The organism is Paenibacillus sp. FSL H8-0457, assembly GCF_038051935.1.
GTDB classification, from domain to species: domain Bacteria; phylum Bacillota; class Bacilli; order Paenibacillales; family Paenibacillaceae; genus Paenibacillus_AQ; species Paenibacillus_AQ lautus_A.
In genome coordinates, this window is sequence record NZ_CP150293.1 from 1,668,403 (window position 1) to 1,688,874 (window position 20,472).

The 20,472-nt window shown below is 48.2% G+C and carries 22 protein-coding genes and 1 riboswitch; of the genes, 15 read left to right on the forward strand and 7 right to left on the reverse strand.

The window, feature by feature from the left end; genetic code table 11:
- The 6 genes from queF to MHI43_RS07105 all read right to left on the reverse strand — a co-directional run bounded on the left by queF (nt 1) and on the right by MHI43_RS07105 (nt 4,007).
- Entirely contained in the window at nt 1-498 is a 498-nt protein-coding gene (queF, locus tag MHI43_RS07080; protein ID WP_009591586.1) for a preQ(1) synthase, read from the reverse strand.
- 68 nt (nt 499-566) lie between these two features.
- On the reverse strand, nt 567-1,304 hold the full coding sequence (gene queE / locus MHI43_RS07085) for a 7-carboxy-7-deazaguanine synthase QueE (RefSeq protein ID WP_049788788.1): 738 nt from the start codon (nt 1,302-1,304) through the stop codon (nt 567-569).
- 49 nt (nt 1,305-1,353) lie between these two features.
- Nucleotides 1,354-1,845, reverse strand: a complete 492-nt coding sequence (gene queD, locus MHI43_RS07090; RefSeq protein ID WP_036662528.1) for a 6-carboxytetrahydropterin synthase QueD — start codon at nt 1,843-1,845, stop codon at nt 1,354-1,356.
- Nucleotides 1,842-2,519: a 7-cyano-7-deazaguanine synthase QueC gene (gene queC, locus MHI43_RS07095; protein WP_036662529.1), complete on the reverse strand. Its 678-nt coding sequence runs from the start codon at nt 2,517-2,519 to the stop codon at nt 1,842-1,844. Before queC ends, queD begins: the two co-directional genes overlap by 4 nt.
- A gap of 135 nt (nt 2,520-2,654) precedes the next feature.
- Nucleotides 2,655-2,686: riboswitch (PreQ1 riboswitch) on the reverse strand.
- 109 nt (nt 2,687-2,795) lie between these two features.
- A complete protein-coding gene (locus MHI43_RS07100) occupies nt 2,796-3,500 on the reverse strand; it encodes an AIM24 family protein (protein ID WP_036662531.1) in 705 nt (234 codons plus the stop codon).
- 54 nt (nt 3,501-3,554) lie between these two features.
- Nucleotides 3,555-4,007 carry a cell division protein ZapB gene (locus tag MHI43_RS07105; protein ID WP_015733928.1) on the reverse strand — a complete coding sequence of 151 codons (453 nt, stop codon included), beginning with the start codon at nt 4,005-4,007 and terminating at the stop codon, nt 3,555-3,557.
- 221 nt (nt 4,008-4,228) lie between these two features.
- Here MHI43_RS07105 and MHI43_RS07110 point away from each other — a divergent pair, with 221 nt between their 5' ends.
- The 6 genes from MHI43_RS07110 to MHI43_RS07135 all read left to right on the forward strand — a co-directional run bounded on the left by MHI43_RS07110 (nt 4,229) and on the right by MHI43_RS07135 (nt 12,018).
- Entirely contained in the window at nt 4,229-4,387 is a 159-nt protein-coding gene (locus MHI43_RS07110; RefSeq protein WP_009591751.1) for a hypothetical protein, read from the forward strand.
- A 260-nt stretch (nt 4,388-4,647) separates the two neighbouring features.
- Nucleotides 4,648-5,373, forward strand: coding sequence for a hypothetical protein (locus MHI43_RS07115; RefSeq protein WP_036662633.1), 726 nt, complete (start codon nt 4,648-4,650; stop codon nt 5,371-5,373).
- A 185-nt stretch (nt 5,374-5,558) separates the two neighbouring features.
- Nucleotides 5,559-6,290 (forward strand): hypothetical protein, encoded by a 732-nt coding sequence (locus MHI43_RS07120; RefSeq protein WP_036662534.1) that lies wholly within the window; start codon nt 5,559-5,561, stop codon nt 6,288-6,290.
- 113 nt (nt 6,291-6,403) lie between these two features.
- On the forward strand, nt 6,404-6,802 hold the full coding sequence (locus tag MHI43_RS07125) for an HTH domain-containing protein (protein ID WP_015733931.1): 399 nt from the start codon (nt 6,404-6,406) through the stop codon (nt 6,800-6,802).
- A gap of 325 nt (nt 6,803-7,127) precedes the next feature.
- Nucleotides 7,128-8,330, forward strand: a complete 1,203-nt coding sequence (locus tag MHI43_RS07130; RefSeq protein WP_036662536.1) for an S-layer homology domain-containing protein — start codon at nt 7,128-7,130, stop codon at nt 8,328-8,330.
- Between the two features lie 919 nt (nt 8,331-9,249).
- A complete protein-coding gene (locus MHI43_RS07135; protein WP_235201755.1) occupies nt 9,250-12,018 on the forward strand; it encodes a DUF5704 domain-containing protein in 2,769 nt (922 codons plus the stop codon).
- A gap of 52 nt (nt 12,019-12,070) precedes the next feature.
- Here the strand turns inward: MHI43_RS07135 and MHI43_RS07140 are convergent, their stop codons facing one another.
- Nucleotides 12,071-13,174, reverse strand: a complete 1,104-nt coding sequence (locus MHI43_RS07140; protein WP_036662541.1) for a YheC/YheD family protein — start codon at nt 13,172-13,174, stop codon at nt 12,071-12,073.
- Between the two features lie 283 nt (nt 13,175-13,457).
- On the opposite strand from MHI43_RS07140, the gene MHI43_RS07145 reads away from it, so the two are divergent.
- From MHI43_RS07145 to MHI43_RS07185, 9 genes are all read left to right on the forward strand, one after another.
- Nucleotides 13,458-14,603, forward strand: coding sequence for a glycosyltransferase family 4 protein (locus MHI43_RS07145; protein WP_015733935.1), 1,146 nt, complete (start codon nt 13,458-13,460; stop codon nt 14,601-14,603).
- 72 nt (nt 14,604-14,675) lie between these two features.
- Nucleotides 14,676-15,257, forward strand: a complete 582-nt coding sequence (locus MHI43_RS07150; protein ID WP_015733936.1) for a WIAG-tail domain — start codon at nt 14,676-14,678, stop codon at nt 15,255-15,257.
- Between the two features lie 354 nt (nt 15,258-15,611).
- Complete coding sequence (locus MHI43_RS07155; RefSeq protein WP_036662545.1) at nt 15,612-16,316, forward strand: glycosyltransferase family A protein; 705 nt, start codon at nt 15,612-15,614, stop codon at nt 16,314-16,316.
- Nucleotides 16,317-16,400: 84 nt separating this feature from the next.
- Complete coding sequence (locus MHI43_RS07160; protein WP_015733939.1) at nt 16,401-16,757, forward strand: hypothetical protein; 357 nt, start codon at nt 16,401-16,403, stop codon at nt 16,755-16,757.
- A gap of 29 nt (nt 16,758-16,786) precedes the next feature.
- Nucleotides 16,787-17,107 (forward strand): hypothetical protein, encoded by a 321-nt coding sequence (locus MHI43_RS07165; RefSeq protein ID WP_235201757.1) that lies wholly within the window; start codon nt 16,787-16,789, stop codon nt 17,105-17,107.
- Entirely contained in the window at nt 17,104-17,406 is a 303-nt protein-coding gene (locus MHI43_RS07170) for a hypothetical protein (protein ID WP_015733940.1), read from the forward strand. The genes MHI43_RS07165 and MHI43_RS07170 overlap by 4 nt, the downstream gene beginning before the upstream one ends.
- Nucleotides 17,407-17,426: 20 nt before the next feature.
- Nucleotides 17,427-17,723, forward strand: a complete 297-nt coding sequence (locus MHI43_RS07175; protein ID WP_015733941.1) for a hypothetical protein — start codon at nt 17,427-17,429, stop codon at nt 17,721-17,723.
- 535 nt (nt 17,724-18,258) lie between these two features.
- The gene (locus MHI43_RS07180) at nt 18,259-18,999 is read left to right on the forward strand and encodes a phosphotransferase (protein WP_251499241.1); all 741 of its coding nucleotides are present in this window, start codon (nt 18,259-18,261) and stop codon (nt 18,997-18,999) included.
- 238 nt (nt 19,000-19,237) lie between these two features.
- Nucleotides 19,238-20,419, forward strand: a complete 1,182-nt coding sequence (locus MHI43_RS07185) for a phosphotransferase (protein WP_015733943.1) — start codon at nt 19,238-19,240, stop codon at nt 20,417-20,419.
- The last annotated feature ends 53 nt before the right edge of the window (nt 20,420-20,472 follow it).

Below are 20,472 nucleotides of genomic sequence, written 5' to 3' on the forward strand. Positions count from 1 at the left end.
TTACCGATTATCCACCTTTTCGGGGTACAGGTCATGGTTCATCAGACGATTCGCGGCGATCTCCTCGTATTTGGTGCCCGGGCGACCGTAATTGCAGTACGGATCGATGGAAATGCCGCCGCGCGGGGTGAATTTGCCCCATACCTCGATATATCTCGGATCCATCAGCTTGATCAGGTCATTCATGATGATATTGACGCAGTCCTCATGAAAGTCCCCGTGATTGCGGAAGCTGAACAGGTACAGCTTCAAGGACTTGCTCTCCACCATCTTGATATCCGGAATGTAACTGATGTAGATGGTCGCAAAGTCCGGCTGGCCTGTGATCGGGCATAAGCTTGTAAATTCGGGACAGTTGAACTTGACGAAATAGTCGCGGTAGGGATGCTTATTGTCAAAGCTCTCCAGAATGCCGGGATCATACTCGAAGGTGTATTTCGTGCCTTGGTTGCCGAGCAGGGTAACGTCTTCCATTTCTTCTTTTTGTCTTCCAGCCATTTATGATAACTCCTTCATGTATATGAATTCAAACTCAATCCAATCATCGGTAATTTCTTGATGCCGTACTATACGCCGCGTTTATTCCCCCAGACGAGCGTATGCAATTGCGGCAAGACGCGCACATCGTTTAACCGGTCGGATTGCATGACCGCATCAACAAGCGACTCGTACCGGTCCAGCAGATGGGAGACAAGCGAAGTCGTGTCCCCAGTGCCTACATCGGGATTACCGGTCTGCAAGTAAAATGGCACGTTCGGATATCGTTCATGGACCGTTTCCGCGTAGGTCAAGTCCTTATCGTCAAAGACCACAACCTTCAGGCTGAAGGTTCTGCCGGGCGGACGGGCGGATAAACGCGAGACGATATCGTCGAGCTTGCCCCAGTCCGTATCCATGCCCGAGCTTGGCGGCTTGGGGGAAATGGTGACTTCATCGATATGATTCAGCCAGTCCTGCCAGCGTGAGCCTTGGGTCTCCACGGCAACGGTAATTCCGTGCCGATGCAGCTCATCCACAAGCGCTCCAAGCTGGGGAAGAAGAGCTGGATTGCCGCCGGACAGGGTGACGTGATCGAAGCGTTCTCCGCCCAGACGGTACAGCTCTTGCCAGATCTCATCAGCGCTCAACAGCGAGATGGAGTCCTTTGCGGAACCGTCCCATGTGAATGCGGAGTCGCACCAGGAACAGCGATAGTCGCAGCCCGCCGTCCGAACGAACATCGTCTTGCGGCCAACGACCATGCCTTCGCCTTGAACGGTAGGACCGAAAATTTCCATCACGGGAATCGGACGGTCCACCGTCATGGCAGGGGAGGAGCCCCCGTTTGAATCCGTAACAGGCGTTTCATGCACATTATTCATGGATCATCCACTCCCGTCTGACCTCGGCATAGCTGGTCGGCGTCTCGAACAGGCGAACGAATTCCGTTCGCATGCCTTGTTCCTCGTAGGATTCTCTGCTGCGGAGGGCCTCCTCCATTTTCTCAAACAACCAGACCACCATGTTCTCTGCTGTCGTATTCATCGGCGGCAAGGTCTCGTTCAGGTAACGGTGATCCAGGTAAGGTTCGATACTCGTTTTCCAGCAATCCTTGATGTCTCCAAAATCCACGGTAATGCCGACCTCGTTTGGAGTTCCGCTGATACCAAAAACCACTTTATACGTGTGGCCATGCAGGTTTTTGCATTTTCCCTCATAGCAATGCAGGTGGTGCGCAGCATCGAAGGTAAACTCTTTGGAAACAAGCACCCGCTTCCGATGGTAACGCAGGCTTCCGGCATCGATGTCTTCGCCAAGCTTCTGCAGATGCTCTACAATGCGGAAAGCCCCGGGCTCGCGGCTCATACCAGGCGCCCCCTCTCGGAGATGCCGCTGCGGCGCTGCATATACTTGTCGAGCCCCGCTTTTCTCAGCTTGCAAGCAGGGCATTCCCCGCAGCCGTCTCCCTTGATGCCGTTATAACAGGTTAACGTATGATCGCGAACATATTCGAGCGCATTCATCTGGTCGGCAAGCTCCCAGGTTTCGGATTTGTCGAGCCACATGAGCGGAGTATGAATGACGAACGGGTAATCCATGGCCAGGTTCAGCGTAACGTTGAGCGATTTGATGAAGCTGTCCCGACAGTCGGGATAACCGCTGAAATCCGTCTCGCATACGCCCGTGATCAGATGCTTCGCTCCGACGCCTTTGGCCAGCACGGCTGCAAAGCTGAGGAACAGCAGGTTTCGGCCATCCACAAACGTCGTAGGCAAGCCGTCGCCTTCGGCGATCTCGATATCGCTGCGCGTTAATGCATTCGGTGCCAGCTGATTAAGCAGGCTCATATCGAGCACCGTCTGCTTCACGCCTTGCTCCTTGGCAATCTGTGCCGCGCATTCTATTTCAAGCTTATGGCGTTGGCCATAATCGAATGTTACGGTTTCTACTTCGGCGAAGCGTTCCTTCGCCCAGAACAGGCAGGTGGTGCTGTCTTGCCCCCCGCTGAAAACAACGACTGCTTTTTCATTTTTAAGCATAAAAAAACCTCTCATCCTTCATAATTTAAGAACAGCCCCAGAGGGCCGATCCCGTAGAAGAAAGAGAAGTTCATTGAACTGAATCCGTAAAAAAACAAGCCTTATTCTTAGGGTGTAACACCGAATAAGACACGATAGTTTTTTATAGAGGGAGTTCACGAACCTCTCCCACGCACCGATGCAGCGCATGGATTGTCTTCTGTTGTCCTTGTGACCGCATGAAGTGCCGTGACCGGCATGCAGTCCGATTACGCCCTCCATTATAACACGGCCGGATTATTTGATAAACACTCCGCCGAAGGGAATTGCTTCCCGCAGGAATCGCTTGATGATGCCTTCGTCGTTTAATTCGTTCACGAGCCGCTGATTCTGGCGACCCGCTTGAAACAGCACATAACCGTCGCCGGTGAGCTTCCAGTGATAGTTCATGTGCTGGCTGGCCAGATGATTGCCGTATACGGTCAGGTCCAGCTTAGCGGCTTCGGGGTAGGCGATGATGCTTCCGGCGTCCACATACAGCGGCTCGGTAGGATGCAGCTTGACTTTGCATACCGGGCCTTGGGTCAGAATGCCGATGCTGCCATTTCCGGAAAACTTCATCTTAATGGCATCTCGCGTGACCAGCATGTTTTTGATTTTCAGTATTCTTGTCTGCATCGTAACAAACCGGGTGTAAAAGAAAACATGACGAAAATCATAGAGCATGTCCTGTTCGCCTTCCAGCTGAATTTCATGCATGTTGAAGCCCGGGGGAAGCGCAGCCGTAAACTGGCTGGGTCCCGTAATGTCGGCACGGATCAGCTTTTTTTTGCGGTAGATGCCCTTCACGTTCATAAGTCGATCGCTGCGCCCGGAGGAGGGTCCCCGATAGGCAACGATCTGCTCGGGATGAAGGACATGCGCCGTGTCCCCCTCCGTCAAGGAGAACGTAACCGCTTGACCTGCTCCGCTGCCGGCCGCATCTTCCATTCGGATAATCATCGCCGCGCCTCCTTTTGCCTGGTTGAATGGTATGGATCTGAATAAGAGCTTGTCCTATCTCGAACGGTTCGTTCGGCGCATGCCGAATCGCAGGACGCGAATGATGACAAAGTATCCGGCAGCCAACGCCACGGCGGTGATCGCTACCGTTTTTAAACGTTCCGCCCCGCGCTTACGTGCGGCTTCAGCCTCCTGTAACTGGCTTACCATTTGGGTTAATTGCTGGTTCTGCTCTGCAAGATTGGAGTTCTGTTCCGCCAGGGTCAGATTTTGCTGCTGCAGCCGTTCGGAAGCGATCTTGGCTTTATCAAGCTCTTGCAGGGCTTGGTTATAGTTGCTCTTAAGCTGGTTTATTTCATCGGGGAGTCCCGTGAACTGCTGGATATTATCGTACATATTATTGAAATAATTGGCGCTGGCGGTCCGTCCTCCGGCCGGCAGCGCGATTCCTGCCACCAGCAGAATAAATGAAAGTTGGATGAGCCTGGATTTTGACGGCTTAAACATGCGGGGTCACCACCATTCGATTATTTATAGTAAATACGAATCAGATTTCGACAGGTTTCTATTAATATATATTACCCACATTCGCATGGGAAGTGAATCCATTCGCAGCTAAGTTGTTTAACTTGCCAATGCGGCGGGTAATGTATTCAAGCAAGCGCATAGAGGCCATCCCATACGAAATGAACATAAAATGATCTAGCAGATAAAAGGAGATTGCGATTATGATGAAAGATAACAACGTGAAGAAAATTATGATAACGGTGAATGGAAAGCCCGTAGGCAACGGCTTATTAATCGATAAAGTCACGTACGCGCCCATTCAACGCACTGAAAGATTTATGGGAGATACGAAGTCCGCTTCGGCAGCGGTAATAGGTTAGTAGATCCCGTATATTCAAATAAGCAGCCTTTAAAACCCGGAGAACGCTCCGGGCTTTTTTGCGTTGGTTGGCGTTAATCTATCGAAGTCGTTTTCATTCTGCTGCAGGATGGGAGTATCCTAAACAAACAGAAAATATCGTCTGAATCTGACGTTTTATGGCAGAAACAGTTACAAAATAATACATTTATCCTTTATACTAGGTCGTAACTTGAATCAGTATACATAAACCATAACAGGAGAAAAGGAGTTTTGAAGAAAATGGGCTTTTGCATTCATTGCGGTAAAGAATTAACGGATGGCGTCGCACATCAATGCGCTAACGACATCTCGGCGAAATACACGGCGGCAGCGGCGGAGCCGGAACATGGGCGTCCCGATTCCGCATCGGCCGGAGGCTCGCATGCCAAAACTTCATCGGCCGTTCAAGTCGATGGTCAGGTGCTGCTGAATCTATTGAAAAATCCGATGAGCGCCCTGAACATGCGGGGGGATCAAACAGGCATGATCTATGGCCTGATCGGGATGGCCTCCAGCATCCTCGGTTTTTGGTTGTTCGGCCTTGGAGTCAAGCGGATGTTCTATTCCGGACTGGGCATGATGTCCGCCTTGTTAAGCGATTTCGGCATGGGGAGCCGTTTTCTTTTGCTGGGATTGTTCTCAACCGTCATCCTGCTGGGTTCGTTCTGGCTTGCCGGGAACATGATGACCAAACAAAAGCTCGACATGAAGGATTACATCGCCAAAATGGGCTCGTTCCAGCTGCCGTTCGGAACGGTGCTTATCGTTAGTGGACTGCTCAGCTTCTTGTTGGTAAAGCCGGCTTTCTTCCTCCTTGTATTTGCTCTAATGACCGGATTGGCAGCAAACAGCGCCGCCGCAATCGAGTTGTACCTGATCGGCTCAACCCAGCTGGTCAAATTCATTGGGATCGCTTTAGGGATATATGTTGTGCTGCTTGCCGTCGTCAACACCATTTTATTGTAAAGGAAGGGCATTCCGAGGTTAGCCGCAGTTTTCCTTGTACGCGAACTGACATAAAGCATATCCACGAAAGACCGCAGCTCATAAGGGCTGTGGTCTTTTTTTGTCGAAATTAGGATGGGAACATATGTTCCGTGACAGTAAGATGTCCCTCTCTATTGGTACATTATTAGAAGAAGAGGAAAGAGGTGGATGTATTGCAGTCAGGCTTGTATTCGGATTATACATGGAGCCACAGCCATGTGTTCGCTGGCGGCACTAGTCAAGTCTTTCTGCTGATCGAGTGGAGGGCTGGTGTCCAGAAGCAGAAAACGCAGTCCAATGGACTTCGTCGGCGCATAGCCGAAGAAGTCCAGCTGCACCTTCAATTAGGAGAAGGCGTTCAAGTGGAACAGATGTATGGCTGCCAAGGGGAGGTTCTGAATGATCGCAACATCTCGTTGTCTTTAGGCTCTTTGTCCGAAGGGAGAACCAAGCAGTTGGTTCTTGAGCTGAGTGTCGGTGCTCGTCAATCGGGGGTGTATCCGATCGTTACTGCTTTATGGACCTATATGGATGTTCTTAAGCAGAAGGTGGTTTTGCAGCCGTCCCGAACGATACCGCTTCAATTCAGCAATCATACGACATTGAGATACCGAAAAGCAGATTACCGGGTAGAGAAAGTACTGAAATTATACCAGAATGCTTTCATCCTGGAGCAGGCAAGAGAAGAGCTGGAACAGGGGAATTTGACTCAAGGTGAAGATCTGATTCGTAGACAGGCAGATGAGATGCTTTTATACGCAACCCGATTTCGAGATCCGGAATATTTAAAGGAGGCCGAAGTCCTTTATAAACTTAGTGTTCTATATAAGAATACATATCAGCAGTTTTATTCTGAAAATGCGAACTGGAAAAGGGACTTTAGACTTAAGTCATAACCAGGAAACAAGAATCCCTATATAAAAAAGGAAAAATGATATCAGGGTCGAATGTACTATTTAGCAGTCAACAAAATATGTCTAATTTACTAGAAAGATAGGGAGAATGCCATATGACAGACCGACTGATCCGACTAATGAGAATCATTACCCTTGTACAAGCAAGACCAGGAATACTTGCTCGGGAGCTTGCCGAACGCTGTGGAACCAGTGAAAGAACCATTTATCGGGATATGGATGCCCTCAGTGCCATGCATATCCCCATCACTCACCAAGGCCGCGGCCGCGGCTATACCTTCATTGGACATTTTGCAATGTACCCCCTTGGTTTAACGGAAGAGGAGGTACAGGCATTATTTAAACTGCTGAATGTAATGGACAAAATCAAGCCGATCCTGCCGGATGAATTTGAAAGCGCTTATGAAAAGGTGTTGGCTGCTGTATATAAGCAAAGCGCGGAGAAGGCTGAAATTCAAGCCGGGGACCGGGAAGAATCCACTACCGGTTTATAACACTTCCACTACATGTAACAATTAAACCTCGAACGAATGGACACAAAATTATGTGACTATCGTCGAGGTTTTGTCATGTTTAGGGTGCATCTGCGGTCGTGAATAGAGATGATGAATCAACTAGTCAACTAGAATCAGGTTAGGAATATTATACCAAAATAGTGGATTATATGATAAAATAACTACAATTTCTCTCATCCATACAAAACTGTAATTGTTGTGTAATTGTGAGAGTTGGCGGTAGATGTCCCTAAGCAAGGGCGTAGGAAGGAGATATGAAGCAATGACATAGGGTTTATCTATAACGATTTTCAGGAGGATATGCATGAAAAAGAAGATTTTGATGAGTGTATTAACGGTGCTAACCGTGATCGTCGGAAGCTTGAATTCGGCCGTGGCGGAGGCGGCCCAAGACAATACGATCGGCAAAGCGGTGGAGTCTCGTGAGACCCCGGTTGTCCAGTTTACGGATATTCAGGGCCACTGGGCCCAGGCAGCTATTCAAGATGCGGTACAACGAGGTTATGTGGATGGGTACCCGGATAAAAGATTTCTGCCTAACCAACAGGTATCCCGAGCGGAATTCATCAAAATGGCGGTGTCGGCCCTGGAGCTTGAGGCAGCTTCTACAAGTTCAGGTTCCTGGTATGCTCCTTACGTGACGGCGGCAGAATCGGCAGGGATCTATAAAGTCGGCGATTATACCGACGGTAACCTGACTCAACGGATGACGCGTGAAGAAATGTCCAAACTGGCGGTAAAAGCACTGGGGTACAAAAATGTAGAGGATAAGCAGTGGATGTATCTTGCATCCAAGGATGGCATCATATCCGGGACCGCCCCGGGCGTAATATCACCAACAGGCGCTACCACAAGAGCTCAAGCGATTGCGGTCATTGAGCGACTGCTTCAGGTAAAAAGCGGCAAGGAGCTACCCGTGGATAAATATGCAGTAGCTGCAGCTGAGGTGTATTGGCACAAGACGAATATTTTCTCGGTGGCACCGGAGATTTTTAATGGGCCGGATAATCATAACAAAAATTTTGGAATTGATTCATGGAAAACATCCAAATTGCGTTTCGGAGCGCCGGATGGATCCATAGTAGCCCAAGTTGATGAACTTATTGCAATAGATTGGAATGATCCGAAAGATCCGAATCGCAAGCTATTGCCAAGTAAAGATAAACTAGTATGGAAATTTGGTTCGAAAGAAAATCTTTTTACTAATGATCTTCAAGCTTATGTAATCGTATTGAAGTCACATTTGCCGATAAATAAAAAGCCTAAGTCCTACCCAATTAATCAATTGAATCTAGCAATCTTGGGATATAACGGCCAACCAACTGGAGAACTATTGAATATGGCATATCTTGTTGAATCCAAAGATCCAAAAAGAAAAATTAATGGTCTAGTTATCCCGAAAACTGGTTTTAGCACAGACGGAAACATTAGGGTCTTAGTAGAAACTATCTCGGCTGGAGCTCCGATTTATCAGAGTACCCTATCAAAGTCAAAGCTCATACGATAGGTAACTCAACATGATTAAGAATAAATATTTATTTAAAACAGCGATTTTTTTTCTTTCATTGTCTATAGTCTCTATTTGCATTCCTCCGATCGACACCTTGGATGCTGCTGATACTACACAGAATATTACGTATGATTTTGTAACAACTACTGAAGATTACGAATATAGTGGAATATTATTTTCATCTAAAAAGGAGCTAGAAACCACAAGAATTAGTGTAAATGCTCCCGCAGGAAAAGTAATAAAAAAACTTGAATGGATAAATAAGAGTACTAATAACCCTATCAGAACAGTCAAAGGGTTTACTCCTGGTTCTACAACATGGGCTGGAAAGGATTCTCTAAGTGGTACAAGACTAAAGGTTTCATCAGTAGATAATACCAATTATGGTGGCGTATATTATTGGGATAGGTGGTCAGTAACAGATGCAGGTCATAACTTTGGCCAATTATGGAAAGCATCAAGTACCAATGGAACTATCATGGATAATAGAAACTGTAATGGTTATGTAGAAAAAGAAACAATTCAAGGACACCAACTTCCTAAATATCCTGGCTGTACGGATAATAAATTATCTTTACCTATCAATCGAACTACTGCTTTTTTGATAAGTGAAACCGGGCATACCTTGGAAGGGACGTGGATAAAACATAGTGCTATCTCTACTAATGATATAAGTTCTTCAAATACAAAGATTGACAATACATCACGAATTCCAGATGTTCATGGATCTACTGGGACAACTGATCCAAGCACCTTAGTAGGGCAAATAGCAGATGTCACTTCAATTGATAGTATAAGGATGTATTATACTCAAACATTCAACAATGACACTTACAACCGATACTGGGCAAATCCAGGAGCAAAGCAGGTATGGTACTTTGCTAAGTTTTGGGTGTCTTTTGATTCCTACACTTATATGTACAAAGACAAACTCCTCCGAGCCACCTTTGCAGATGGAACATCAAGCCTGGAAATTACCGGCCCCACCTGTGTTCCGCCGGCCGGTACCGTTCAACTTACAGCGAAATTAACGAAGGTAGACGGAAGTACATACAATCTGCAAAGACACGATAAGTTGACTTGGCGAAGCTCGGATAACAGCATCATGTCCGTGAACGCTTCCGGTGTGGTTACAGCCGTGGCAACGACGGGGCAAGCGACGATTACGGCTCATTTTAAGGACACGGCCCAAGCCTTGGACGAAACCGACGATGCCATGATTCAGGTGGGGGCAGGGTCAACGTGCGGAAATAACGGAGGAGGGGGCGGCGGTGGAGATGGAGGCTCAGGCGGTCCGCCCAACACATGCGGGATCCAAATCGGTGCTGCTAGAAAGGGAACTGTTACTTCGCACACGGTAATGGACCCCGTGGCAACGGGTGTCATTAAGGCGGATAACCGGGATTCAGAAAAGTTTGATGTTCTTGACGGGATACCGACTTCGGAATCCCTGTACGTCAATGTGTTTGGCCTCAATTATCTGTACAAGAACCAATGGGCGAACATGACGGGGGAGATCACCTACACCGTTCCCGTCAAAAAAACATACCTTCTCACCTGGACGATCCCGGGAACGCCAAGCTCAGGACCGGATGATCCCGGCACGCCCGATGAACCTATGGAAGAAGAGGTTCCGGTAGAAGAACAGGTGACGATAACGAGGCCGTACTCCTACTGGCAAATCGATAACCTGGAGGTTTATAAGCTGTCCAAAACGACTGTCAGCAACTATGCTTTACCAGGCGGTTCGGTGAGCCTCACTCCAGCCGGTTACACACCTCCCGTTCTTACGTCCGATCACAGCACGAGTCTTGACGATCATGTGGAGCCTGCTTCATGCGAAGAAGTGGATTTAGGGACGGAAACCGTTCCAGGCGGTTCAAGCAGACCGGCGGTGCCGACAACTGATTTTACGTCCGCAGCCGAGTCGGCCGTGGGCCAAAACCAGGTAAGAAACGACAAAGTCCTGTTTAACGGATCTACCGTCATGAGTGACAGCTGGGCACAGGGAACGGCGCCATCACCAGGGATTATCCCTCCGGCAGCGACGATTCAAAGAGACGTATTGTACGGCAGAAACTATCTTATCAGCAGTACGCTGTTGAATAAAGCAAATACGGCGAGCACCGGTACGATTGATTACGAGCTCATCCCGGGCAACATTAATGGCGGGTCCCCTCAATCGTTCCCGGTCAACGCCATAAACACCGTCACGGTCCACACCCCGGTCGTCAACTATTCCTCCGTAACGGATGATCAGGCCCACAACCAGAAGACGACCCCCAATCCGAATCGGTCCGCCTTCATCTTGGATCGGCCGTTTACGGTACGCATCCCTACCTCAGGCCAGCATCGGAACATTCAGGGATACGGAAACCGGGACTATGCGAAGTATGTAAGATCGAAGCAGGTTTATTTTCCGTTCGATGTGTACAGCAGCGACAAGCGCACCTTCTATCCAAAAGACACCTGGATCACGATCCCGACGGCACAGCTGGACACGGAGTTTTTTCTGCCGGTGTGGGTAGATGAGGGCGATTACCAGGTGTACTTCCGTACGGTTGCGGAGAACGCGCCGCCCGACTATACGACGCAGCCCGATGCCAACACGAATTTATCCCACCATGTGGCTACGGATATAGAACCTGTAGAAGTGATCGGGCGCGTGTATGATTTTCATATCACGGATATTGCCGATTATAACTGGGAGACGGTCTTCCGCAAACAAAAAGGGAATGCGTCACCAAGCGGGGCGTCCTATTGGACAGGACTCCGCGGCATTGACGGCGAGGCCCGGGGGAACGCGCTGCCTTATACGCTTCCCATCGCTCCGGGCAAGCATCCGGCACAGGGATATAAGAATGCGGCCGTAAAGACAGGCTACCATTTCAAATTCGATTTGAAGACGAAGGGCAATATGTTCGGGGCGCAGGACGGCATTTCGGTTACGCCGAGCTTTTATTTCGTGAATAAAGACGGTAGCGGACGTCAGCCTGTCGATCTGTATTACCACAGTGGAAACCGGAAGTTCATTCGAATCGGTTCCCCGCAGGATACAGAGAAGCGTTACGTCATTCTGAATGAAAGGCTGCGCAATGTACCCCAAGAGGAACTGCAGGATACCGCTTCGTATCTATACAACCACGGTGGGGCACCGGCGGGAATGTCCCCGGCGGCCTACGCGAAGCAGTACATGGAGAAGATCAGCAAGAGCAAGACCTGGGTAGGCCGGCTCGACTGGATGCTGCTGCCTTCCGGCATTCGAACATTGATTGGGCCAAAGTCGGGGCTGCCAACCTCCGTTGACGGAGAGCGGGCCAACGCCGCTGTTCAGCGCTGGTACGGTGAATACAGTCTTCCCGCCGACGTCTATGTGGTGAAGAAAGGAACGGATCTGGCGGCTTATGGACGGAGTAACCGATTGGACGAGAAGTCCTCTGTATTTCTGAAGAAGGGGTATATCGTGGTCAATTTCAACATCGAGACGATCCGGGAGGGCAATACGGCCAAGCCCCATCTGCAATACATTCATGCACCGCTCATGAATCAGTGGCAGCTTGAAGGGTACAGCCGAACCTATACCGATCCGTATGGCAAAAGATTTACCCTGCTGGATGGGGATGTCGTATTTTATCATGCGGATCAATCCAGTAAAGGGGATTTCAACTCCCAGGTTCCCCATTAAAATCGTCATGAACCAGCCTCTCCCGTTCTCAGGAGAGGCTGGTTTTTTCCATTCAATAATGCGGCCAGACCCCGTTATCATAAAGATACCGGGCAAAAGCCATCGGATTGTAGTATGAGTATTTCCAAACTTCCTCCATTCCGGCTTCCCGAAATCCATAACGTTGATCGCAGCCATTGCATTCAATGAAATAGATCTTTCCATTCTCGGTAATGCCGACATCCATTCCAAAATCAGCTGCGTACGGAATATACAAGGACAGCGTCTTGGCGACATGGAGGGAAAACTCAGCAATTCGTTCGATGGTAAGTCCTACAGGCAAGTCAGGCATGCAGCGGGCGAGTATGTCCGGGACCCGATAGGCTGAGCCGCCTTGAGCAATGTTGGAGACAAACGTTCGTGGAGCCGATGTTTTGGCGAACATGCCGGCGACTTCCCAGCGCCCGCTTCCCCCACGCTGAACGGTAACTCGGATATCAAAGGGGCGGTCATCATATTCGGCAAGCGGTATGCGCTGTTGTACAACGAATGGAGCTTGCCTAATCCGCTGATAGATCAGAGGATGGAGCTTTCCGGGCGGCAAGGTAACCGTTCGCCAGCCCTTGGCCGATGGGGATGAACGGGAGTAAGTGAATTGACTGCGTAAAGAGTTACCTTTTAATCGCATGATACCAACCCCGATGCTTCCATTGCATGGTTTTAGAACGAGATCCCCGTGCTGGCTCAGCATGGAGCGAATCGAGGCAGGGGTAGCTTCTACCGTATGAGGCAGGGATGGTAATATCCCCTGGTCCTGCTCCAGCATATGATGTATAACGTTTTTACCGTAACGCGTACGCCCGTTATAAACGAATACCCCGCGCTTGATCAGTTGATCAATCAGCGCCTGCTCCTGTTTTTTATGATAAATAGCCCGCATATGAATAACGCGTGGGATGGGAATATGCACTTGCGAATATCCAGCTGGAGCCGGAATAAAACCAGTCACCTTTCCAGTCTCTAGTGAAATATGATGGATTGTAAAAAAACAAGGAACCAACCCATTCATGGCAGCAGCTTCTTCGTAGTTGGTCAGTGATTCAGTGCCGATTCCCCCGCTGGAAATTCTGCGATACGTATTGTTGTTGAGCAGAATGCCGACATATTCCAGATGCATGGTCACCCTCCTTGTCACCATAATCCTGTAGTCTTTGTACCATATCGTATGCGTGAGGATGATTGTCCCGGATGGACGGGTGTCGCCCGTGGTTGGCCTATTCTTTGTCGGAAATTAGTCACCAACAGGCCCTGATTCGGTATATGTTAAGGTATCTAACCATACAAATGAACAGGTATGCGCATTTTGGGTATGGCAACGAAACACTACGTGTCAAGGGGGAACCTTTGATATATCAGTAGGTGTTTTTCATATAGATAAGATGTGAGAAGGATGTGGAGTTATGGGTTTGCGGAAGGTGGCGGTTGTGACGCCGGGATCGTTTGTCATTCCATCGGGGAGGAGCAGCTCCGTCGAGCGGGTAGTAGAGCAGACCATTCCATTAGCGCAGGGTGCCATGGATGTGCGCATATTCGGAGTACTGGGAAAAGGGCTCCCTTCAAAAGACACGATCAACGGCGTTCCGTGCTACCGCCTGCCATCTGGAACGAATTATTATCCTTCCTTGCTGCGGAGGCTTCAGAAGTGGAGACCGGATATTATCGAAGTTCACAATCGGCCGCTGCTGGCGCAGCGCCTCAAAATGCATCTGCCGGATGTGAAAATCGTATTGAATCTTCACTCCAATACATTTATTTCACCTCCGTATATGAGCGAGCAGCGTTTTGGGACCATTGCTCGCTGGATGGACGGCATTGTGGTGAACAGCCGTTTCCTGCTGGAGGATATCACTTCAAGACATGCTGGGCTTCTGGAGAAGATCACGATTAATCATCTTGGTGTGAGTCTTGATCATTTTACTCCTGCTTTCAGTCCTGCTGCCAAGGCACTAAGAGAGGCAAAGCTTGCTCATTACGGATGGAGCGGACGGCGAATCATTCTGTTTGCGGGACGGCTCATCCCTGACAAAGGGGTTCACCATCTGATTGCCGCATTGCCTCATATTATTGACAAGCATCCGGATGTTCTTTTGCTTATCATCGGGAGTGCAGCCTACGGATCCGATCGGGAAACCGCATATGTACGGGAACTGAAAAGAACGGCCGGACCTTATACCCAATGGGTATTTTTCCGCCCCTTTATCCCTTATCCCGCAATTGCAGACTGGTACTCGCTTGCCGATATTGTGGTTGTCCCCTCAGCGCCGAGGGAAGCCTTTGGGCTCGTGAACGTGGAAGCCATGGCTGCAGGAGTTCCCGTCATCGCTGCGAATGCAGGCGGTATCCCGGAGATCGTGGAGAACGGCGTGACGGGCTACCTGGTTCAAAGGGATGATTTTCCTGGCGGGCTTGCCGAACGGATTAACGGATTGCTTCAGGACGAGAATCTGCGTACCCGAATCGGGATGGCTGGCCGTGAAACGGTACGTCAGCGTTTCAGATGGGATCATACGGCAGAACGATGGGCTAACCTGATGCAAACCATCTAACCGACTGTGGCAGTAGCCCCTTCTCTTGAATAGGATGAAGGTAACGATTAGAAGCAGAGGAGAGAGCTGACAGTGAACAAAGCCAGAAGGATCACCAGGATAAGAAGGGGAAGGCCCTTTCGGCGGTACGATGGCTATAATAAGAAGATAGCCATCAGAGGAACTTCCGGCAAGTGGTCAGATTTAGATAATGATGTGATGGATCACGCGTTGGCTGATGATGTAATCAGTGCTTCCCATCTGCAGCATCGCAGCGTAAGAAGTGAAGCGATTGAGGATTATGCCGTACACAGCATTCATCTGTCATCCGAATCCATTATTTCTTCCAAACTAGCGCTTGAATCGGTTCAACCGAGTCATCTTTCCTTTAATCCGGTTCAAGGGATTCCTGATATGCCTTTACTTCAGCAGTTTGGATATTTCCCCTTCATCTTTTCTGATGAACAAGAAACGATCGAAATTGCAATACCGCTTCAGACCTCCTATCAAGATGAACATTATGTAGTGGTGGCATCGTGCAGTGATCCGGTGTTTCAAGCTGGCATTCGAAAACGGCAGCATGCGGAGGTGGCCATCGGAATTACGCGGCCGGCAGGCACTGTGATCTCAGAAGGCTGGCTGTACTGGATCTCAATAGGCCGGATGGCAACATAATGGAGGAGAAGGATGGGGGAAGCGAGATTCCACCCATCCTTTTTAGTAACCGTGGGAGGTCCCATTCGTCAACATGATGAAGATGCCGTTCCGAAAGAGCCTCAGTGCAATCATCCGCGAAAGTGAATACTAAGGAGTTCTCCGAATGACGCTCATTTACGAACATGTTACTCCAATCAAGTGTTGTTTACATATGGAAGATGATCATACGTTTAGAGAATGGAATGGTCCCTGTGGATGCCGTCACGAAGCGAGAAAGTCAACATACAATAGAAATGAATTGCCAAATGATTATTCGGTCCTCACGCAGTGATGAGAAACGGGAGGCGGAATGTATATGAAGGACTTTTTACGATGAAGAGACGCGGCACTCGCTTACGGACATCTTTATCGGCGACTCTTCCCAAAGCTGATCCGGTTGAAGGACGGAAGGATGGATTTATCGTTGGCTATTCTTATGGCGTTCAACACGGACAAAAAAACGGAGAAGCCTCATTTGAGGGCATCAGCATCATCATTCCCATTCATGATCCAAACGAAGATGCCATTGGCAAGATTAGAAGAATCGAAGCCTTAACGCCGCATCCATATGAGCTGCTCATAGCTGATGCCGGCTCCTCGGAAGGAACCAGGCAATATGTGCGCGGCCGGATCGGAGCGGTACGACACATTATGGAGAGAAGTGGTCAAGGCATAGCGGTTGTTCTTAATAAGGCACTTCGTGCTGCACACGGGAAGAAGTTAGTTATTCTATATGGCTGTACACCTGTTATGGATAACTGGATCGGCGGTCTGATGGATGAGCTGGAACATGCACCCGCTATCAAAACGGTTTGCGTTAGTTTTGCACAGTCAGGAACCCCCGTACTTTCCGGGGACGAAGCGGATATCCATAACCGGTTAAATGCGAGCTGTGCTCTGTTCCGCCCCGAGCTGTTAACGGAGGTTGGAGGACTAGATGAGGGGCTTCCATCATTACAGGAAAGCATAAGCGAATGGTTAGGGCGAGTTCCGCAGCAATATAGAACGATGTTGCCAGCTAAGGATCTATTCACTTGATTCGAAGGATGGCATTATTGATGGCACCAGGAAGCTTGTCGAAGCATATGTTGAAAAATATGATGAGCGAAGGAGAGTTATGTCGTGGAGAAAAAAATAGATGATATGGTCGAATACCTATCGCACTCCCAGCAGCAATTAGCGCGCATTCTAGAAGCTCAGCGTCATGCAGCAGTCCGCATGGCTCAAATTATACATTCCTTACCGAATCATGAAATCCAAGCCTCCGAAGAACCGAATTCACGAGGAGGATCATCGTTGGGAGGACCATCGTTAGGGGGACAATTATTAGGTGGCCGGTCGTCAGGATCCCAGGTGGAACAAGTCAATAGCAGCATTGCTGCTTATTTGAACGCCATGGCCGACCTGCAACAAACATCGGCAGACAGTTTGGAAATCGTAATGAAAGAGCTTAGAGCGAACGAGCAAGGCGAAGAATAATGGGATCCGACTTCGTTGGTTAAGGGGGAATGTATGTGAGTAAAGAGGAATCGTTCATGCGGATTCTCGATGCATCCGTGACTATTCAATATAATACCTATCTCATTCTTCAAGGGAAAGCGGTAGAAGCCGAAAAGGTTTGTCAATGGGTCTTGACTCAATATCCTCGTTCCAAGGGAGAGTTGAAGGATTCGTTATCCATTCACGAGCAAATTGTCGAGCAAATCGAGGGCTTGACGAAAATAGGCTCCGGTCTGTGCCGGAATCTGCGGATTATTCTCGGAACGGACGCTGAACAAGATGATGCCATGGGATTTGATGCATTCGATTTCGGAGATACGGACTCATGATCGCGCGCATACAACGGGAACATGAGGCCAAGATTGCTATGGTATCATCCATTGCTAGAAGCCAGCAAGCGCTGGCAAGTATTTTGGAAAGTATCGCAGAGGTTACGGCACATTCCGAAACAACCGCGCGCACGCTTGCGGAGAATATTCGGCTGCTTGTCGGCTATCAATCCGTGATGGCTGAAATGTTGACAGGCATTCCGTTAAATCGGTACAAATTAGGCAGTCCGGCATCGCCCTGGATAACATCCGAGTGCCAGCTATTTTACAATGAGGCCGGGTTAGAAGCTACGAATTGAACCTTGCAGGAGGATTCGCCATGAACACGGCATTAACGGTCAGGAATCATCGTAAGGCTTCACCCATGGCACGGAAGAAGTCATTCGCAAAAGGGCTGAGAAGCCTGAAGTCATCAGTTACTAAACGCCGCCATGGCAAGCCAGTCAAGCGCCATCGAGCCGGTGGACGCTACAGCTCCAGGTCTGAGGCCGGCAGATCCCGGCCTTTATCCCACCAAATCCATGACAAAGGGTATGATCATTCCTACATGGAAGATTTTAAAGCCGGATTTGCGAAAGGGTATGAAGATGGGAGACAGGCTGTTACCTTAGCCTAGACGACACAGGTAGCATTCTATATAACTAAGGCTGAAGAACGATCCCGTTTACCGAATCAAAATTATGTATGGAAGAACCCCGCGGACCAATTTGAGCCAGAGCACATTTCCGTTTGGTAGGCGAATGAATGGATTTGTATCGCTATGTTCGACATACGATGGTTAAAAGCAAAAAATGGGGTGAGGACTAATGAGTCGAACCAGCAGAATAGACAAGCGATTCATTCGAAGAACATGCCGTAAGATGGGTTTCCCCAAATCATTCAAGTCCTTTGGCACCGAAGCGAGATGGGTTCATCAAACCATGGAATGTTTAAAAGACTCCTACAAAAGCAGCATATGGAAACTTGAAATCGAACATGACCAAAAGCGCGTCCCCGTCATTCTTAAAATTTCGAAAGCGCTCAAAAAAGACCGGCCGGAAAGCACGGTTGAGAAAAATATCTACCGTAAAGGAAGAACAGTGCTTCAACCGTTCATGCCACTGGTCTATAAGACCAAACGAAATATGAACGGACGCGATTTGTGGGTATTCATGGAATACGTTGAGCCTCTTAAAGGGCGAGTTCAGTATAATCCGGATCATTTTGACAAAATCATTCCGACACTAGCGAAGCTCCACTCCTCTACGATGAATGAACGCTTTATACAATATGAGGGACTATTCGGTGATTGGCTGCCTCGATATAATTCCAATGTTATGAGACAAGAAAGAAAAAACATAAATAAGTTAACCTTATTTTATTTAGATGAAGCGATGAAAAACAACAAGTTGAAAGATATGATTAATCCATACTACTCACTCGTAAAGGGCCTGCTGCAGAGAGGGCCGGATTATTTCCCGGAGGTCGTTCATGAAGGCTGCTGCATTATCCATGGAGATCTTCACACTGCAAACATAGCGACCAACAATGTTAAGGAGAAGTCGTGGAAAATCAAGTTTATCGATTGGGAAGGCGCAAAATATGCCCCGTGCTGGTTTGATCTCGTCAATTTGATCGGGGTTTTCTTGGCATACCGCCGAGAATGGGGGGATCAGGAAGAGGATATAACCCGCCGCTGCGTTCAATTATATTCGAATGAGATGAGAAAGCACGGAGTTATCTTTAATACGGATCCACTAAAACTGTATCAGATGGCATTTGCAAAACGAATACTCGAGAAAGGGCTGTATCTGCAGCTGAATTGGGCTGTTACCGGAAAAAAAGAGGCGAAGCTGCTGCCGGCGTATTTAGAAAAAATCAAGGTCTTAGGAAAAAATTTGGAGCTTTATTAGCGCTAGAAACATTCGGTCCTATGAATACGAAGTTGAATACTACACGGTTAACCCGCGTGTTCTGCGGGTTATTTTGCGTTGCTTTACAATGTTTATCCAGCGCCCATCCGCATAAAGATCCAATTATTCGCAGGATGTAAAATCGTGTATACGGAATGTTAAATCGCGTTTTTTTAATGTCATGTCGGAGGTCCTCCACATAGGATATAAAAGGAATACGGAGTGGAGGATCGCGGATATGGTGAAAACAGGAAATTCGGAAGGGTTCGAGCAAGGTCGTGCGGATGGATTTAAAAAGGGAAAAGAAGATGGATATAATAAAGGGCTTGAGGATGCACAAGCCTTATTGGCAAACCCGCCTCTTAACGATATAAGTCTGAAGTGGCGGGAGCTTGGATGCGCTGATCAGATTGCAAGCCATTTCGGATCTTCCGTTGTTTTGAATGACGGAAATATGGAGTGTTTGAAAGAAACATTCAAGAGTGCAATCTGGAAACTCGAAATTACGGCAAACGGACAAAAATATCCAATGATTTTAAAGATATTCAAAGCACCCGTGAACGAACAGAAACTTATCGAGTTAAACATGTACCGAAAAGCAACCCATATTTTATCGGATCTGATACCTAACATATATCTGATCGTGGAAGGTATGAATGGTGATGATGTATGGGTATTCATGGAGTTCGTCCCTCAAGTAAAGGGTCAGGTTATCTTTACACCTGATTATTTTGACCGGATTATCCCTTCCTTGGCGAAACTTCACGCGCTAACCTATAACGACAATTTTTATAGTCATTGGGAAACATTCGAGGAATGGCTCCCGCTTTACGATTCCCCCAACTCAACGCAAGAGCGCCAGAAGACGCATCAAAGAACTATAGAATATCTGGATAAAGCAATGGAACGTCCCGAATTAAAGGCGAGGCTGGAGTCTAGCTACGCTAATGTCCGTACCATGTTACAAAAAGGACCTATTTATTTTCCCGAGCTTCTGCAGGCAGGTAAAAGCATCATTCACAATGATCTGCAAACACCGAATATCGGCTGCCACAATGTAGCCGAAGAGAACTGGAACATTAAGTTTATCGATTGGGAAGGTGCACGTTTCTCACCTTGCTGGTTCGATATGTTTAATTTAATGGGTGTGTTTTTTGCATACCGCAAGGACTGGAGAGGCGACGAAAATGCCGTAATTGAACGCTGTGCGCCTTTATATGCAGCAGAAATGCTCAAATATGGAATCCGGTTCGATACGGACCCGGTTACGTTGTACAAAATGGCCTATTTGCAGCGCGTTTTGGAACGCAGCTTGTTCCAGCAGCTCTATTGGGGCGTGGAGGATCTGAAGACGGTTCATTTATTGGATCATTATTTAGAAAGAATCAATGTGTGGGGTAAGGAGCTCGGGTTATATTAATGCCAATGGCTTTAGCGGGATAGGCTCCGGGAGTATCAAGAACATTGGCATGA

Bases quoted from the DNA above. Each gene is read 5' to 3' on its own strand.
- MHI43_RS07125 (WP_015733931.1), top strand. From the start codon at position 6,404: ATGACAGACCGACTGATCCGACTAATGAGAATCATTACCCTTGTACAA.
- MHI43_RS07165 (WP_235201757.1), top strand. From the start codon at position 16,787: ATGTATGTGAGTAAAGAGGAATCGTTCATGCGGATTCTCGATGCATCC.
- MHI43_RS07180 (WP_251499241.1), top strand. From the start codon at position 18,259: ATGGAATACGTTGAGCCTCTTAAAGGGCGAGTTCAGTATAATCCGGAT.
- MHI43_RS07170 (WP_015733940.1), top strand. From the start codon at position 17,104: ATGATCGCGCGCATACAACGGGAACATGAGGCCAAGATTGCTATGGTA.
- MHI43_RS07135 (WP_235201755.1), top strand. From the start codon at position 9,250: ATGTACAAAGACAAACTCCTCCGAGCCACCTTTGCAGATGGAACATCA.
- MHI43_RS07105 (WP_015733928.1), bottom strand. From the start codon at position 4,007: ATGTTTAAGCCGTCAAAATCCAGGCTCATCCAACTTTCATTTATTCTG.
- MHI43_RS07115 (WP_036662633.1), top strand. From the start codon at position 4,648: ATGGGCTTTTGCATTCATTGCGGTAAAGAATTAACGGATGGCGTCGCA.
- MHI43_RS07175 (WP_015733941.1), top strand. From the start codon at position 17,427: ATGAACACGGCATTAACGGTCAGGAATCATCGTAAGGCTTCACCCATG.
- queC (WP_036662529.1), bottom strand. From the start codon at position 2,519: ATGCTTAAAAATGAAAAAGCAGTCGTTGTTTTCAGCGGGGGGCAAGAC.
- queE (WP_049788788.1), bottom strand. From the start codon at position 1,304: ATGACGGTGGACCGTCCGATTCCCGTGATGGAAATTTTCGGTCCTACC.
- MHI43_RS07185 (WP_015733943.1), top strand. From the start codon at position 19,238: ATGGTGAAAACAGGAAATTCGGAAGGGTTCGAGCAAGGTCGTGCGGAT.
- MHI43_RS07140 (WP_036662541.1), bottom strand. From the start codon at position 13,174: ATGCATCTGGAATATGTCGGCATTCTGCTCAACAACAATACGTATCGC.
- MHI43_RS07145 (WP_015733935.1), top strand. From the start codon at position 13,458: ATGGGTTTGCGGAAGGTGGCGGTTGTGACGCCGGGATCGTTTGTCATT.
- queD (WP_036662528.1), bottom strand. From the start codon at position 1,845: ATGAGCCGCGAGCCCGGGGCTTTCCGCATTGTAGAGCATCTGCAGAAG.
- MHI43_RS07155 (WP_036662545.1), top strand. From the start codon at position 15,612: ATGAAGAGACGCGGCACTCGCTTACGGACATCTTTATCGGCGACTCTT.
- queF (WP_009591586.1), bottom strand. From the start codon at position 498: ATGGCTGGAAGACAAAAAGAAGAAATGGAAGACGTTACCCTGCTCGGC.
- MHI43_RS07100 (WP_036662531.1), bottom strand. From the start codon at position 3,500: ATGATTATCCGAATGGAAGATGCGGCCGGCAGCGGAGCAGGTCAAGCG.
- MHI43_RS07110 (WP_009591751.1), top strand. From the start codon at position 4,229: ATGATGAAAGATAACAACGTGAAGAAAATTATGATAACGGTGAATGGA.
- MHI43_RS07130 (WP_036662536.1), top strand. From the start codon at position 7,128: ATGAAAAAGAAGATTTTGATGAGTGTATTAACGGTGCTAACCGTGATC.